Source organism: Halobacteriovorax sp. YZS-3-1 (assembly GCF_047084945.1).
GTDB classification, from domain to species: Bacteria; Bdellovibrionota; Bacteriovoracia; order Bacteriovoracales; family Bacteriovoracaceae; genus Halobacteriovorax_A; species Halobacteriovorax_A vibrionivorans.
Map to the genome: position 1 here is coordinate 717,894 of NZ_JBKIYI010000001.1, position 14,184 is coordinate 732,077.

Sequence of the window (14,184 nt, forward strand, 5' to 3'; positions counted from 1 at the left end):
TTAATTAGAATGGCGGCTTAATGACCACAGAAGTAAAAGACTATCAATTTCAATCATTTTCTCAGAAACCGATGAATTCGGAAGTTGAGGACTTTGAGTTCCAAGATTTTGAGGGAATGTCTGTACGTGAGATCGAAGAGAAGCAAAAGGTCATTCGCGTTGAAAGACAGCAAGCAAGAGAGACAGGTTTCGACCTTAATCCTATTGTTCATGAAGCACGTGGTATTAGAGCGCAAGAAGATAGTGACTTTGAGCAGGCCGTTAGAGAAGAAGTTGAAAAACGTATTCAACAAGTAAAAGAAGAAGCATATAGAGAAGGACTTGAGCTAGGAAAGGAAGAAGGTCGCAAAGAAGTAAGAGAAGAATTATCAGCTAGTGCTGAAGAAAAAATCTTACTTTTAAATGATATGGTTTCTGAGGTCTTAAGTTCTCGAATTAAGTTACTATCTGCCCAAAAGATGCAAACTTATAATCTATTAAGAACAATTGCAAAATGGGTTGTTTTAAAAGAACTCAAGGATGATGGAGAATATATTGTCCGTTTACTTGAGAAGCTTATTGTCGAGGCCCAAACTAGAGATAACCTACTTATACGTGTTAATGAAAAACACTTTGAGCAAATGCCTGAGGTATTAGAAGTTGTTCAGGAAAAAGTAGGAGAGCTTAAAAATGCCCGTGTTGAAATTGACTTTGATATTGAAGCACCGGGGATCATTGTCGAGTCTTCTAATGGAATTGTTAATGGAAGTCTCAAAACTCAATTAGAGAGTCTTGATAAGTTGTTTGAAGCCGTAGGGCTTGCAAGCGAAGAGGTTGACTCAGATGAATCAGAATAGTCCATTTGAATCGTTAGATTTAGAGGCCATTCACAAGGCCTATGAATATGCCACACCTTACCAAAAGGTAGGGAAGGTTTGTGCATCAAAAGGTATGCTATACGAAGTGAACCTTTCTCGTGCTGTTATTGGTTCTAATGTCGAATTCGTAACAGAGTTTGGTGATCGTTGTTTAGGAGAAGTTGTCTCTATTGATGGGCCAAAGTGTCTAACAATGCCTTATTCTGAAATCTCAGGTATCAATTCTGAAACAAAAGTATTTTTAAAAGAGCTTGTGACAAAAGTAAATGTCGGCGAGCAATATCTTGGTCGCGTTATTGATTTTCAAGGAAATCCTATTGACGGGAAAGGGCCAATTAAGAAATCAAATGAAGTAAGGTCAATCTTTGGGAAACCAATAAATCCGTTAGAGAGGCCACCTATTAGTCAAGTTCTTGATACTGGTGTTAATGCAATTAATGCATTTATGACAGCTGGAAAAGGACAACGCCTTGCCATTATGGCCGGTTCAGGTGTTGGTAAGTCTGTAACACTTGGTATGGTTGCACAAAAGTCTTCGGCCGATGTTAATGTCATTGCTCTAATTGGAGAACGTGGCCGTGAGGTTCGTGAATTCATTGAGCATGATTTAGGAGAGGAAGGACTTAAAAAATCAATTGTTGTTGTTGCAACATCAGATACCTCGGCCCTTATTCGTATGAAAGCTGCATATGTAGCTACAACATTTGCTGAATACTTTAGAGATCAGAATCAAGATGTACTATTAATGATGGATTCAATCACACGTTTTGCGATGGCTTCTCGTGAAATCTCTTTAAGTGCTGGGGATCCTCCAGGTCAAAAAGGTTATACTCCAACAGTATTTGCTCAATTACCAAAATTAATGGAGCGTGCGGGAACGAAAGCTAATGCAGGATCAATCACTGGTATTTATACGGTACTTGTTGAAGGTGGGGATATGGATGAGCCAATTGCTGATGCTGTTCGTGGTATTAGTGACGGACACATTATTCTCTCTCGAGAACTTGCCTCTAAGAACCAATTCCCGGCAATTGATGTTCTTCAATCATTATCAAGGGTAATGAATAAAGTTGTGACAAGTGAGCATCGAGTTGTTGCGGGTCATATGCGTGATCTAATGTCTGCATACCGTGATAATGAAGACCTTATTAATGTTGGTGCCTACGCTAGAGGTTCAAACCCTAAAGTGGATAAGGCAATGATCATAATTGAACAATTAAATGATCTACTTAAACAAATGCAAGGTGAGGATCATTATCAAACGATCGAAGAACTTTATGATTCGATGGTAGGTTTAGCTAAATATGCTGAAGAAGCCTATCAGTCAGATGATGAGGAATAAATAAATGCGTCGTAAGAAGTTTAAATTAGATGGACTATTAAAACTACGAGAGTTTAACGAGCAAAGAGTTAAGCTTGAACTAGGGCAGATTAATAGTGAAAAAGGAAGACTTCTTGAAAAGATTGCTAAATGTAAGCAGGATATTGAAGAAACCTATAAAGCTCAAGAAGCTTTTTTAGAAACATATACTCCTGGTAGAAATGCACAATTCTTCCCAATGTTTATTCAGTCAAAAAGAGAAGAAATTAAAGTGTTAGAAAACCAGCTTCACGCTGTTGATAGAGCTTACCAAGAAAAGATTAAAGAGCTATCAGTTGCAAAAGGTGAAGTTAAAGTTATTGATAATTTAAAACAAGACTTTGAAACAAAACAAAATAAAGAAATCGAAAAGAAACGCCAAGAGGCCATTGATGAATTAATGATGGCCAAAAGACACTCTAAGAAATTGGCCGGAGAACTATAAATGAAAGCATTATTACTAAGTACTTTATTAGTTTTTTCATTAAATACAAAAGCTGAAGATAAAAAGATCTACACTCAAGAAGAGTTCGATAAAGCTCTTGATGCAGCTATTGAAAAGAAAATGAAAAGAATTGGACGTGGTAAGCTCGTTGAGTTTTCTCAAGAACTTCTCAAAAAAGAACAGGATCTTGAACAAAGAGAAAAGGCCTTAAAGAATCAACAGAATCAAATTGCTGTTAATCAGAAGGAGCTTGAAGGGCGTATTCAAGAGTTTAAAAAATACCAAACAAACTTCTTATCTTGTCTTGATAAGAAAGACTCAGATGAGAGTAAGCGTGTTATCCATATGGTTGATGTTGTTTCAAATATGAGACCACAAACAGCAGCTGATCTATTGTCACAACAAGACCCATCGATTTCGATAAAGATTTTAGGTGAACTTGATCCAGTTAAGGTATCGAAAATCTTTAATATGATGGATAAAGAGATCTCGGCACGTCTTCAAAAGCAATACATGACCATGAAGAAGTAGGGTAAAACTTTCCTTGGTTAATTTTTTTCTAATTTTATGTAAAGATATTGCAAAGCGTTAAGTGAAAAAGGAATATAATGCTTAAAAACTTACTAGGACAAAATTCACAGGTTAAGGCCAGCAAAGGAAAGGGTGCTAATGATGCAAACTCTCTGAAAGCGTCTAACTTATTGGATAAGTCAGGTAAGGGACTAACAGCACAAGAGAAAAAAGGGTTGAATAAGGAGTTCTCTAAACTTCTTAACGAGGGTCAACCTAGGGGAAAAAATAAAGGACAAAATAACTTTTTGGCCACGAATGTAGCAAAAGAAATTCGTCCTAATTTAAAAGATTCAAGTAAGGCCAATTTAGCTCAAAATGCTAAACAGGGCATAGAATCTGAATCACTTAATCAGCTTTCTAAAAAGGCTAATTCTGCTCTAAAATCAACACCAAAGTCTTTATTTTCTACTATAAGTAATCAGGCAAATGCTCCAAAAAGTGATATTGATAGCGTTCTTGATACTAAGAATATTGTTTCATTACAAAAGGCCAAAACTGTTTTAGCAAATCGCAAAACACAGGGAAGCCAGAAAGAAACATTACTGACAGATAAAGATTTACCTAGAGTTGCTTCAAAAGGGATCAAGTCTCAGGCTGAGCTTGGAACAAATACTAAGGCCGTCTTAGATGATATTTCAAAAACGGATTCATCTGTTAAAAATGATGTACTTTTAAGAATGCCAAATAAGAGCCTTGAAAAGGGAAAAGCATCAAAGCTTAACCTTAGTCATCAAACATCAGATGCATTTGTTGCAAACCGCTCTTTTGCTGGAAATAATCAAGTTAAGAATATGGCCAATAATATTGGCTTAAATAAGTTTTCAAAAGAAGCGAACCTTAAGAATGACTCATTAATCAAAGTAAAACCTGAAACAATGAAGTCTTCACAAAATTCTGTTTCTCTTGAGGATATTCTAGGCCAAGAAACACCAAAGTCTGAAAACCGCTCTAGTTCTCTTCAAAATAATCTAATAGGAGCACTTGGAGCAGATAATTCAGCTTCAAACTTTAAGGCCCAGATTAATCTTGCAAAAGCTCCAGAGGTTCTTGATTTATCAGCAGTAACAAACTCTGATCAAATTATTCAAGAAGTGACAAATTACATTGAAATGAATCGCATTGAAAATGGAAAGTCTCTTCAAATGTTAGTTAAGCATGATCAATTAGGTCACTTTAATATCACAGCAAATAAAGAGATGAATGGAATGGTTGCCCTAAATATTGAAGCGCAATCAGTAGAAGCAAAAGAGTTCTTTAAAGAGAATGAAGTAAAGCTTCTTAAAAACCTAGATATGAAAGGTATCCGTGTTGCAGATTTTAAAATTCAAACAGCAACATCAGGACAAATGAGTGACACAGCTTCACAATCTGATTCTTTCAATAAAGAGAAAAAAGACTCTGAAAGAAGATTTGATGCACAAGCGGACAAAATCTCCACTTTAGAAAATAGTGGAAATGAGTTTGATTCTGCGAGACAATTAGATAGTGAAGATTCTTTAACATTTGATAAGAATGCTAGAGAGCGCCGTCAACAAAGATGGCAAGAATATAGTCAACGAATAGGTGCATAATGCCAGAAATTGGAAAACCACAACAGAGAAATTCATTTTCACAGGTGCGAATGGCCCCACGCCAGACTTCTGGTAATACAAATGCCAACGCAAATGTAGGTGAGCGTCTTAACCGCATAGCCGGAAATGATGTTGGTGAACAAAAATTCGTTGATGCAAAAGAACACAATAAAATGGGACAAGAAGGTTTCCTAAAACTTCTTTCTCATCAGTTAACACATCAAGATCCGATGAAGCCGATGGATCAAAAACAACTTTCAGCTGACCTTGCACAATTCTCTCAATTAGAGCAGATGACAAATATGAATCAAAAGCTTGATAATATGGGTAAGAATGACCCACAGGAGCTAAAGTTTTTTGGTGCAAGTTTTCTTGGTAAAGAAGTTTTAACAAGAGGTTCCTCTGTTAGTTATGATGGGCAGTCTTTTTCAAAAGATATCCCTTTCTTTATCGACAAAGAAGCAAAGAATGTAATCGTAAATATTTACGATAAAAATAAACAACTCATTGGAAAAGTTGAAGCTGAAAATCTTGGAAGAGGACAACACACTCTTGCATGGAATGGCCGTCAACTTGATAATACCAGAGCAGCTAAAGGCGACTATCGTCTTGAAGTTTGGGCCTTTGATAAGGACATGAATAAATTTAAAGCTGAAACTAAATCGACTGGTATTGTAAACGGTGTTGATTTTGAAAATGGTGAGACTGTTTTTACATTACAAAATGGAAATAAAGTTTTTCTTCGTGACGTAGATAGCTTTAAGCTCCCTAATAATGGGCAGCTTGGTAAAAGTGGTACAAATTCTGCCGCGTTGCAAAAGCAAATGTTAAAAAATTATAATAATATTAACGAATCCACTAACCAATAATTGGAAATAAATGGGAACTAAAGACATTTCAAATTTTCATATTCCAAATGTAAGCCAGGTCCCTGGTTCGAAGAAAGTTGATCTTCGTAACCGTCTTGGTAATGTTGGTGGAAACGAAGCGGCTCAATCTGAGTTTAAGAACTTATTAAACGATCAGATCTCAAACGAAAAGATTAATAGGGCCCACCAAATTGATCAGCTTGCACAAACTCAAGCTGAACATGGAATCAAGTTATCTACTCATGCAGCCAAGAGACTACAAGAGAGAAATATTCACGTTGATTCAAATGAATTTTTTAAGCTAAAGGATGCTTTCCAGAAACTTCAAAGTAAGGGTGGAAAAGATTCTTTAGTGATTACAGATAAAGCAGCTTATATCGTTGACGTACCAGGCAAGAAGGTTGTTACGGCCATCGATAAAGGAAGTATAGAGAGTAACGTTTTTACAAAAATTGATTCGACTGTATTGGTTTAAGATTTAATTAGCTGGTCCTAACGGAAGCTTAGTGTTTGCCTGTCGTTGTAAGCACATCAAAAAATCTTCACTCCATTTAGTCGTCTTAAGATCTAAACATTTAGATTTTGTTTTTAGTCTAGGAGGGACGAATGAGTATTTTACGATCTTTTAACATTGGTGTATCTGGTTTAAGCGCTTCAGGAGCGGGAATGAACGTTGTTTCAGATAACATTTCAAACGCTGGAACAAATGGTTTCAAAGCTTCACGTGCAGAATTCCAAGATGTACTTGCCGTTTCTCTTAAAGGTATTGAGGGTGGTGACCAATTTGGTGCTGGTACAAAACTAGCTCACATTAAGCCAATGATGACTCAAGGTGATGTTGCAAGAACTGAGTCAATTACTGACCTTGCAATTCAAGGTGATGGTTTCTTTAAAGTTAAAGCTCCATTTGGAAATGGGTTTACAAGAGATGGATCAATGCACTTTAACAAAGACGGTGAGCTTGTTAATAGTGATGGTTATAAAGTTCTTGGTTTCAAATCTAATGAAGATGGTGTTCTAACAAACAAAGAAGGTGAGATCAAGCTTGGAAATACAACGATCCCAGCTCAAGCAACAGAGAAGGTTAAGCTTTCAATGAACCTAGACTCAAGAGCTTCAGTAAAAGAATTCGATCCAAATAATCCAGAAGAAACTTCAAACTTTTCTTCTTCAATTACAGTATACGATAATGTAGGTACAGCTCGTCTTGTAACTGCATACTATAATAAAACAGCAGATAACAACTGGACATATAGAATTATGGCAGACGGTGCGGATGCTCAAGGTGGTGTTGCTGGAACAATGGTACAAATGGCAGAAGGTCAACTTGTATTCAATGACAAAGGGCAATTACAAGAAGAAATCGAAACATCTAACTCTTTCAACTTTAATAAAGGTGCAAGACAAGATCAGAAAATTTCATTTTCATGGGGTGAATCAATCTCTGAAGGTGGAGATGGTACAGATGCTTCTACTCAGTATGGTTCTGGTTCAGCTGTTGCAAGACACACTCAAGATGGTGCTTCAGCAGCAACTCTTGGATCTCTATCATTCAACGATGATGGTATCCTTACAGCAGTTTATGATAATGGTGAAACAAGAGATATTGCTCAAATCGCTATTGCAAAATTTGATAATAATGAAGGTCTTTTCAAAATGGGGAAAAACCTTTTCAAAGAATCTAAAAACTCTGGTCAACCAGCAATGGGGAAACCAGGTGAAGCGGGACGTGGACAAGTTCTTTCAAAGTCGATTGAGCTTTCAAACGTTGATATCGCAAGTGAATTCGTTAATTTAATGACTTCTCAAAGAAACTTCCAAGCTAATGCGAAGACGATCTCAACTGCAGACAAAATGATGCAAGAGATCTTCAGAATCAAAGGCTAATAATACTCAAAATACTTCCTAATGCTAAGAAAAGAAAGGCCCTCGATTGAGGGCCTTTTTTATTTGCGAATAATTAGTTTCTACGATGGCGTCTTTCTTTAAAGACATGTGCACGACAACTTGCATGCATGATATTTGGATGATTCCTAGGCCCTGAGAATCGTTGAAAATCAAAGCTTGGAACTTCACATCCGAACTGACACTTATAATTGAATACTCTTTGAAATCCATTCGTGTATGTAATTGTGTACTGATAGTCGATAACAGACATACGTCTATGTGAATCGTTATAAATCTCACAATTTACAAATGGTCCCCAATTAATTTGTCCATCAATTACGCGATGGCGCTCTTCTTGGGCCCAGATTTTTTGTGTGAGAAAAAGTAGTAGTGCTAGGCAAAGTAGCTTTTTCATAAAAGTCCCTCTTTATTCAAAATAACTTATATAAAAATGCTAGGAGAGTTTTAAAACTATGGCAAGTAAACCTGAGTTAACTCTATGACGCATACCTTACTGATTAAGAAGTCGATCGGCCTTGATTGTTAGACCAACGTTTTCTCTTGTCACCTTGCAGTATATTTTTGTGCCTTTAAATTGCTCTTCTTTCCACATGTCTTGGTAGTCATTCCATTCACTATCTGCAAAGAATTGGTCAAAGAATGCACCGATAGAATCCACAAGGCCTTCTAGTAGCTTTGTATGATCTGCGTCATCAGCTAGATCCATCGACGCAAAATATGTTGTTGCAGGTGCCGCTTCATTTGTAGCATCAACAAGGGAAGCGATAACAAGAACTTCACCTTTGTATAATTGGCCATATATTTCAAAAACCTTACTGGCGTCGACTAACTCATTGCGATATGTATCCTGAAGAAGTTCAAGTACTGAATCTGCCCATTCATTTGGTAGATCAATTAAAAACGGCCCATTTGTTCTTGAAAGCATTCGTATATCCTTTGAGTAGGGTGCTAATAAGTATTAAATCAATAGAAGATAATTAACAACGCACTATTTGTGTGTCAATATATCTGGACTTTAAATAAGATTAAATCAAAGGAGACAATAATGAGTGTTTATATCCTTTCTGGAGCAAGAACTCCAAGTGGAAGCTTTTTAAGTTCGCTAGCACAAGTAAAAGCGACTCAGCTAGGTGCAACTGCAATTGAATCAGCAGTTGAGAAAGCTGGTATCGCAAAAGATAAAGTTGATGAAGTATTTATGGGTAACGTTGTTCAGGCCGGTGTGGGTCAAGCCCCTGCTCGCCAAGCTGCTATTTTTGCAGGACTAAGTGAAGCAACTCCATGTACGACAATTAATAAAGTATGCGGATCGGGAATGAAGACAATCATCTCTGGTGCTCAGTCAATTATGACAGGTGATAACCAAGTTGTTGTTGCTGGTGGTATGGAAAATATGTCACAAGCTCCTCACTTATTAATGAATTCTAGAACTGGTGTTGCAAAGTTTGGTGCTGCAGAAGTTAAAGATGCTATGCAGTGGGATGGACTTTGGGATGTTTACTCTGACCAACCAATGGGAAGTTGTGCTGAAGAGTGTACAGAAAAGTATAACCTTTCAAGAGAAGCTCAAGATGCTTACTCAATTGAATCTTTTAAAAGAGCACAAGCTGCAATCGAAGCTGGAATCTTTAAAGATGAGATCGCTCCAGTAACAATTAAGGGCCGTAAAGGTGATACTGTTGTTTCTGAAGATGAAGGGCCATTTAAAGCAAAATTCGATAAGATTCCTGCTCTTAGGCCAGCATTCAAAAAAGATGGAACAATCACTGCTGCTAATGCTTCAACAATTAATGATGGAGCTGCCGCTGTTGTTCTTGCTGGTGAAGAATATAAGGACCAAGCTGATTTTAAAATCGTAGGTTGGGCATCACACGCTCAAGCACCAACTTGGTTTACAACTGCTCCAATTGAAGCAATGAAGAAGAATCTTGAAAAAACTGGATTAAATATCTCTGATATTGATGTATTTGAAATCAATGAAGCATTTGCTGCAGTTCCAATGGCCGCAATGGAAGAGCTGAAGATTCCACACGACAAACTTAATATTTATGGTTCAGGTGTTTCTCTTGGACACCCAATTGGAACTTCTGGAACACGTATTGTTGTGACACTTATGACAGCAATGAAAAATAAAGATGCAAAATACGGACTAGCTTCTATTTGCATTGGGGGCGGTGAAGCCTTATCATTAATACTAGAAAAAATTAAATAAATTTGCAGGACTTTCATGGTCCTGCTTTTTAAGTAGGACTATGGATGGCCCAAACGCAAAAGCAACATAAATCTGGTATCGTACGTTTCAAAGCAGGTGAAGTTCTCTTCAACCAAAACGATCCAGCAGACTCACTCTACATTATTCAAAAAGGTCAAATTAGACTCTATATCCCAAAGGGACAGGGTTTTGTTGAAATTGCCATTCTTCGCGCAGGTGAGGTTATTGGTGAGATGGCATACTTTGATGAAAAGGGTTCTCGTCGTAGTTGTTCTGCTGCTGCGATAGTACCTACAGATGTTGTTCGTGTAACCTTTGCAGCATTTGATAAAACAATGCAAGGCCTAAATCCTTGGTTTAAAACAATCGTTAATACTCTTGCTGATCGACTAAGAAAAACAAATGATCGTGTTAAGCAACTTGAAACCAACTCTGTCGGTTTTGGAAAAGATGGAAAAGTCGGTGAGTACGTTTTCTTTCATACAACTGATGTATTGAGAATTCTTGCGGGAATTTATCTTTCTTCTAAAGTACATGCTCAAAAAGGTGAAGACGGTGCACATCGAATTCATATGAATTCGATTCGCTACTACCTCTTTGATATTTTTGGTGTTGCTGAGATTAAGTTTGAAGAAATGATAGAGCTTCTAAAGCGTGAGGGAATTATAGTGATGGAAGCTGATAAAGATGGCCAAGAAAAATTGGTGAAAATTCCTGATCTTGATTCATTAAGGCTTATTGTTGCTTATGTTAATGGTGAAAAAGTTAAAACAGATGATAAGAAAACTAAAACCACACGTAAGTGTAATATGATCCTTTCTCGTATGAAAGCCCAGCTTCTTGCTAAGAATGTGACAAGCGGAAAAGCTTCTGTAAATTTGAGTGCCATCATTGATGAATTAAAAGAAGGACAGGCCATTGTAAATTCAGGTGATCTAAAACCTGCCATTGTCTCTGGTATTGTGGAAGATATTCTTGTTGATGATCAAGGTAATATGACAAATATGGTAAATGTTGATTCACTTTTTAAGATGCTTCCTGGTCTTGTTTTTCAAGATGCTTGGCAAAGAATTAATGAAGAGAAGTCAGGCAATAGTTACTAAAACTATTCTCCAGTTGGGTAGAAGTTAACTTCAACATTAGCACCATCACTATAAACTGCACTTCCGTACAGTTTTAGGAAGTAACCCGATTTGATTACAGAAGGGTATGCTGGAGTTGTATCTGATTCAGAAACGACTCTAATATTAAAGTTTGAGAAGTATTGAGGCTCTGAACCATTCATCATAAGCTTCCAACCATTTGAGGAACTCTCTGAAATTGTACTGCCATTAATCTTTAATGATATCGAACCTAATTGTGGTTTTGCATCCAAGTGAACATAACCATAAAATTTCTTAGGTGCTTCATAGTAGTATTGAATTGATTCTGGGTAAGTAAGTCTAGCATTTCCATGTAGTTGGATCATATGTCCTGTCTGAGGCTCTCCCGCTGTTGGTTCATAACGAGTATCTTTATTCGTCATAACACCGCGATATGTAAAACCACTTCCGGAACCTGTGTACTCAGGAATATTTACACCTGATTTTGTCAGAACAATTGTATCAGGATCAACTAATTTATTAGGGTCTGCAATTTTAATGAAGTTATACTTATGGGCAATAATGGCATCATCAATAGCGCTATTAACAGAGCTAAATAACGATCTAAAGCTAGTATTACAAATATCTACTTGATCACCATTTGTTACTGAAGCAGGAATAAACGGATATCCACCCGTTAAGTTTGTATAGGCCGTACTTAAGACAGATTGACTTGCTTTTCGGTAAATCCAATTCTTTTCTCCATCTCCAACTTGTGGACAAGATGATGAACCTGGCTCAGCAGCTGCTGTAATTGAAATTAATCTCATCATTGTTGAATTTAGACGGTAGCTTCCAACTCCACTACAGCTAGCATTATATGTTGGATTTTTTGCCCCTGAATGAAAAGAGCCATCATAATTTCCACGCATACAAAGTAGGTCGTGTACTTTACCTTTCATATATTCTTCTGCAACAGGATGATTTCCTGGAAGGCTATATCCTGTCGTGTTCCAATTACTACTATCTTCATTAGACATGAGAATAATTAATGTATAGGCTTCGTCTCTAAAGACACCATTTGATTGATTATTCTTAATAAGGTCATTGATTCTTTGGAGACCGGCCTCTCCTGTTCCACCTGCTGGTGGAAATTGACCAATCACTGTAGAGGCTTGATGTTTCGAAATATTTTGAACACCGCCACCTGGTGAAGTTCCATCTTTTGAAAAGAAATATGTCCCGGCATTTACACCACCACTTGAGACAAGCGGGGCAAGCATAACATGATAATCAAATCTTTCTGAAATATTATTTACGACATTATTTAGGGCCGCTTTTGTATTGTTATTAATGAATGTTGAACTAGATGTGTTGTCCCATACGAAGAGTAGGTCAACAGGTGGTTGAACGTAAGTAAAGCTTGTTCCAACTGTGCCAGCTCCAGTCTCTGTTTGTGGAGTGCTAAAACCATTAGAATTCTTTGGTGTAGCGAATTCTTCTTTTGCACATGAGGCCATTAAAATAAATGTTACAACCATTAATAACTTTTTCATCAACTAACTTATCGGTTTTAGTTTAAGAAAACTTAAAGAAAATTTCGGCCCCTTTTACTTAAGTATTCAAAAGCATTTAATGGTGGGAAAACGGCAATATTTGTCATGAATTTAGTTAATGATATCAAGAGGTTAAAATAGAAAAGTCTAATAAAATGGAGATTTAAATGGCGCAATGGTATTACGTTGAAAAAGGTGAGAGGGTAGGCCCCGTTGAAAATAGCGAAATTGAAAACCTTTTCAATAGTGGAAAGCTTAATGCTGAAAGTTATGTTTGGACAAAAGGTTATGATAATTGGAAGCATATCTCAGAAGCAACTGAGCTTGGTTATCTTTTGAATGAAAAAGTAGAAGATGCGCTACCTCCAGAATTAGATATGCCGCCAGTCATTGATGATCAAAATGTCGTGCTTTATAGTTGGGATGATCTGAAAGAAGACGAAAAGATTATTACAATTAAAATTGGCCAAGACCGTGGCGTTGATGAAGAAGTCGAATATGGCCCATTTAGTATAATTGATCTTCAAAGGGCCTATCAGCAAAATCGTATTAATGAAAAAACTCTTGCTTATATTCCTGGTGAAAACGAATGGTCTTATATTGCAAATACTCCAATTGCAAAAAAAATCTTTGGTAAAGCACCTCCTTTAATTACTGAAAGTGATGATGAAAGAAGAGAAAGCCGTCGTAAACCATTTGTTGCAAGAATGTTCTTTCATGATTCTCAACAAGTATTTGAAGGTGTTTGCCGCGATATTTCAGTTGGTGGAATGCAAGTTCTTGTCTCTAATTTTCCGTTTAATGTTGGTGATGAAATTACTTTAAATGTGCATCCAGAAAATTCAAATTACCACTTTGTTGCTTCAGGACTAGTTGTAAGACATTTAAGAGATAATCAAGGCTTTGCTTTACGATTTGTTAATCTTTCAGATGAAGCTGAAGATTCGATTCAAAAGTATGTAGGCTAATCCTTTATGAAGAGTTCGATTTATATTCGAGAATATTACGCGACTAAAGAGCCTCGTAATAATAAATCGAAAAAAAATATCATTCTCTTTCACGATATTGGTGGTGGCCATTATACTTTTGAAAATCTAATTCCATTAATGAATGATGAAGGAATTAATGTCGTTACATTCGATTACCTTGGGCATGGATTAAGTTCTGGTACACGTGGACATTTTGAAAGTATCGAGCAAATTAAAGGCTTCTTAACAGAATTACACACATCTAGTCAGATTGCTCAGTCAGAAGAAGTTTATACTTTATCAATTAATCAGGGAGCATTAGTGGCCTTGTATTATGCAACTTTATTTGAAAATGTTGCAGGAAATATATTTATCAATCCACGCTTAAGAGTTGAGTTAGATAAGAAGTTTTCAACTGATTTATTCAAGAGCATACCGCTTCCAATTTCTAAACTTCAGCTGAATTTACGCAAACAAAGTAGTGACTTAACAGCAAATGGATTTATTACAAAAAAGTCGTTAATCACGTTAAATAAGCTATTAAAGAAAGTACAATTAGACATTTACTTTATGAAATGTCGAAATCTTATATTTAGCAGTGATCGAAATAGTATTATATTTGAGACATTAATGAGCGAATTCCACGATGAAGTGGAGGTTCCAGAGATGAATTCAATTAAAATGATAAAAAAACAAGACATTATTTTTAAAGAAACTTATAATTGGTTATATGAAAATTAAATTTTTAAATCTGATATTAATTGCTCTGCTTTTCTCATGCGG

General features: G+C 36.5%; 15 protein-coding genes. 12 read left to right on the forward strand and 3 right to left on the reverse strand.

What is annotated here, in order from left to right; translation table 11 throughout:
• Nucleotides 1-20 precede the first annotated feature (20 nt).
• The 8 genes from ACMAZI_RS03465 (at nucleotide 21) to ACMAZI_RS03500 (ending at nucleotide 7,562) form a co-directional block, all read left to right on the forward strand.
• Nucleotides 21-836 (forward strand): FliH/SctL family protein, encoded by an 816-nt coding sequence (locus ACMAZI_RS03465; RefSeq protein ID WP_114705580.1) that lies wholly within the window; start codon nucleotides 21-23, stop codon nucleotides 834-836.
• On the forward strand, nucleotides 823-2,199 hold the full coding sequence (locus ACMAZI_RS03470; protein WP_114705579.1) for a FliI/YscN family ATPase: 1,377 nt from the start codon (nucleotides 823-825) through the stop codon (nucleotides 2,197-2,199). The genes ACMAZI_RS03465 and ACMAZI_RS03470 overlap by 14 nt, the downstream gene beginning before the upstream one ends.
• 4 nt (nucleotides 2,200-2,203) lie before the next feature.
• Nucleotides 2,204-2,662 carry a flagellar FliJ family protein gene (locus ACMAZI_RS03475; RefSeq protein WP_114705578.1) on the forward strand — a complete coding sequence of 153 codons (459 nt, stop codon included), beginning with the start codon at nucleotides 2,204-2,206 and terminating at the stop codon, nucleotides 2,660-2,662.
• On the forward strand, nucleotides 2,663-3,193 hold the full coding sequence (locus tag ACMAZI_RS03480) for a MotE family protein (protein ID WP_114705577.1): 531 nt from the start codon (nucleotides 2,663-2,665) through the stop codon (nucleotides 3,191-3,193).
• A gap of 77 nt (nucleotides 3,194-3,270) precedes the next feature.
• Complete coding sequence (locus ACMAZI_RS03485) at nucleotides 3,271-4,806, forward strand: hypothetical protein (RefSeq protein WP_120405374.1); 1,536 nt, start codon at nucleotides 3,271-3,273, stop codon at nucleotides 4,804-4,806.
• Complete coding sequence (locus tag ACMAZI_RS03490; protein WP_120405373.1) at nucleotides 4,806-5,675, forward strand: flagellar hook assembly protein FlgD; 870 nt, start codon at nucleotides 4,806-4,808, stop codon at nucleotides 5,673-5,675. Before ACMAZI_RS03485 ends, ACMAZI_RS03490 begins: the two co-directional genes overlap by 1 nt.
• A gap of 10 nt (nucleotides 5,676-5,685) precedes the next feature.
• Nucleotides 5,686-6,150 (forward strand): TIGR02530 family flagellar biosynthesis protein, encoded by a 465-nt coding sequence (locus ACMAZI_RS03495; RefSeq protein WP_114705574.1) that lies wholly within the window; start codon nucleotides 5,686-5,688, stop codon nucleotides 6,148-6,150.
• A gap of 131 nt (nucleotides 6,151-6,281) precedes the next feature.
• A complete protein-coding gene (locus tag ACMAZI_RS03500) occupies nucleotides 6,282-7,562 on the forward strand; it encodes a flagellar hook protein FlgE (protein ID WP_114705573.1) in 1,281 nt (426 codons plus the stop codon).
• Between the two features lie 73 nt (nucleotides 7,563-7,635).
• On the opposite strand, the gene ACMAZI_RS03505 is transcribed toward ACMAZI_RS03500, so the two are convergent.
• Nucleotides 7,636-7,977 carry a hypothetical protein gene (locus tag ACMAZI_RS03505; RefSeq protein WP_334678027.1) on the reverse strand — a complete coding sequence of 114 codons (342 nt, stop codon included), beginning with the start codon at nucleotides 7,975-7,977 and terminating at the stop codon, nucleotides 7,636-7,638.
• Between the two features lie 96 nt (nucleotides 7,978-8,073).
• The gene (locus ACMAZI_RS03510; protein ID WP_114705571.1) at nucleotides 8,074-8,508 is read right to left on the reverse strand and encodes a hypothetical protein; all 435 of its coding nucleotides are present in this window, start codon (nucleotides 8,506-8,508) and stop codon (nucleotides 8,074-8,076) included.
• 120 nt (nucleotides 8,509-8,628) lie between these two features.
• On the opposite strand from ACMAZI_RS03510, the gene ACMAZI_RS03515 reads away from it, so the two are divergent.
• Nucleotides 8,629-9,795: a thiolase family protein gene (locus ACMAZI_RS03515; protein ID WP_114705570.1), complete on the forward strand. Its 1,167-nt coding sequence runs from the start codon at nucleotides 8,629-8,631 to the stop codon at nucleotides 9,793-9,795.
• Nucleotides 9,796-9,839: 44 nt separating this feature from the next.
• The gene (locus ACMAZI_RS03520) at nucleotides 9,840-10,898 is read left to right on the forward strand and encodes a Crp/Fnr family transcriptional regulator (RefSeq protein WP_412473765.1); all 1,059 of its coding nucleotides are present in this window, start codon (nucleotides 9,840-9,842) and stop codon (nucleotides 10,896-10,898) included.
• Between the two features lie 2 nt (nucleotides 10,899-10,900).
• On the opposite strand, the gene ACMAZI_RS03525 is transcribed toward ACMAZI_RS03520, so the two are convergent.
• On the reverse strand, nucleotides 10,901-12,433 hold the full coding sequence (locus ACMAZI_RS03525; protein ID WP_334678030.1) for a hypothetical protein: 1,533 nt from the start codon (nucleotides 12,431-12,433) through the stop codon (nucleotides 10,901-10,903).
• Between the two features lie 167 nt (nucleotides 12,434-12,600).
• On the opposite strand from ACMAZI_RS03525, the gene ACMAZI_RS03530 reads away from it, so the two are divergent.
• Together ACMAZI_RS03530 and ACMAZI_RS03535 are read left to right on the forward strand one after the other, a co-directional pair.
• On the forward strand, nucleotides 12,601-13,401 hold the full coding sequence (locus tag ACMAZI_RS03530; RefSeq protein WP_120405367.1) for a GYF domain-containing protein: 801 nt from the start codon (nucleotides 12,601-12,603) through the stop codon (nucleotides 13,399-13,401).
• A 6-nt stretch (nucleotides 13,402-13,407) separates the two neighbouring features.
• Nucleotides 13,408-14,142 (forward strand): alpha/beta fold hydrolase, encoded by a 735-nt coding sequence (locus ACMAZI_RS03535; RefSeq protein WP_114705566.1) that lies wholly within the window; start codon nucleotides 13,408-13,410, stop codon nucleotides 14,140-14,142.
• Nucleotides 14,143-14,184 lie beyond the last annotated feature (42 nt).

Coding starts and splice junctions, on each gene's coding strand:
- ACMAZI_RS03510 (WP_114705571.1), bottom strand. CDS start 8,508: ATGCTTTCAAGAACAAATGGGCCGTTTTTAATTGATCTACCAAATGAA.
- ACMAZI_RS03520 (WP_412473765.1), top strand. CDS start 9,840: ATGGCCCAAACGCAAAAGCAACATAAATCTGGTATCGTACGTTTCAAA.
- ACMAZI_RS03530 (WP_120405367.1), top strand. CDS start 12,601: ATGGCGCAATGGTATTACGTTGAAAAAGGTGAGAGGGTAGGCCCCGTT.
- ACMAZI_RS03515 (WP_114705570.1), top strand. CDS start 8,629: ATGAGTGTTTATATCCTTTCTGGAGCAAGAACTCCAAGTGGAAGCTTT.
- ACMAZI_RS03485 (WP_120405374.1), top strand. CDS start 3,271: ATGCTTAAAAACTTACTAGGACAAAATTCACAGGTTAAGGCCAGCAAA.
- ACMAZI_RS03475 (WP_114705578.1), top strand. CDS start 2,204: ATGCGTCGTAAGAAGTTTAAATTAGATGGACTATTAAAACTACGAGAG.
- ACMAZI_RS03480 (WP_114705577.1), top strand. CDS start 2,663: ATGAAAGCATTATTACTAAGTACTTTATTAGTTTTTTCATTAAATACA.
- ACMAZI_RS03535 (WP_114705566.1), top strand. CDS start 13,408: ATGAAGAGTTCGATTTATATTCGAGAATATTACGCGACTAAAGAGCCT.
- ACMAZI_RS03490 (WP_120405373.1), top strand. CDS start 4,806: ATGCCAGAAATTGGAAAACCACAACAGAGAAATTCATTTTCACAGGTG.
- ACMAZI_RS03495 (WP_114705574.1), top strand. CDS start 5,686: ATGGGAACTAAAGACATTTCAAATTTTCATATTCCAAATGTAAGCCAG.
- ACMAZI_RS03465 (WP_114705580.1), top strand. CDS start 21: ATGACCACAGAAGTAAAAGACTATCAATTTCAATCATTTTCTCAGAAA.
- ACMAZI_RS03500 (WP_114705573.1), top strand. CDS start 6,282: ATGAGTATTTTACGATCTTTTAACATTGGTGTATCTGGTTTAAGCGCT.
- ACMAZI_RS03505 (WP_334678027.1), bottom strand. CDS start 7,977: ATGAAAAAGCTACTTTGCCTAGCACTACTACTTTTTCTCACACAAAAA.
- ACMAZI_RS03525 (WP_334678030.1), bottom strand. CDS start 12,433: ATGAAAAAGTTATTAATGGTTGTAACATTTATTTTAATGGCCTCATGT.
- ACMAZI_RS03470 (WP_114705579.1), top strand. CDS start 823: ATGAATCAGAATAGTCCATTTGAATCGTTAGATTTAGAGGCCATTCAC.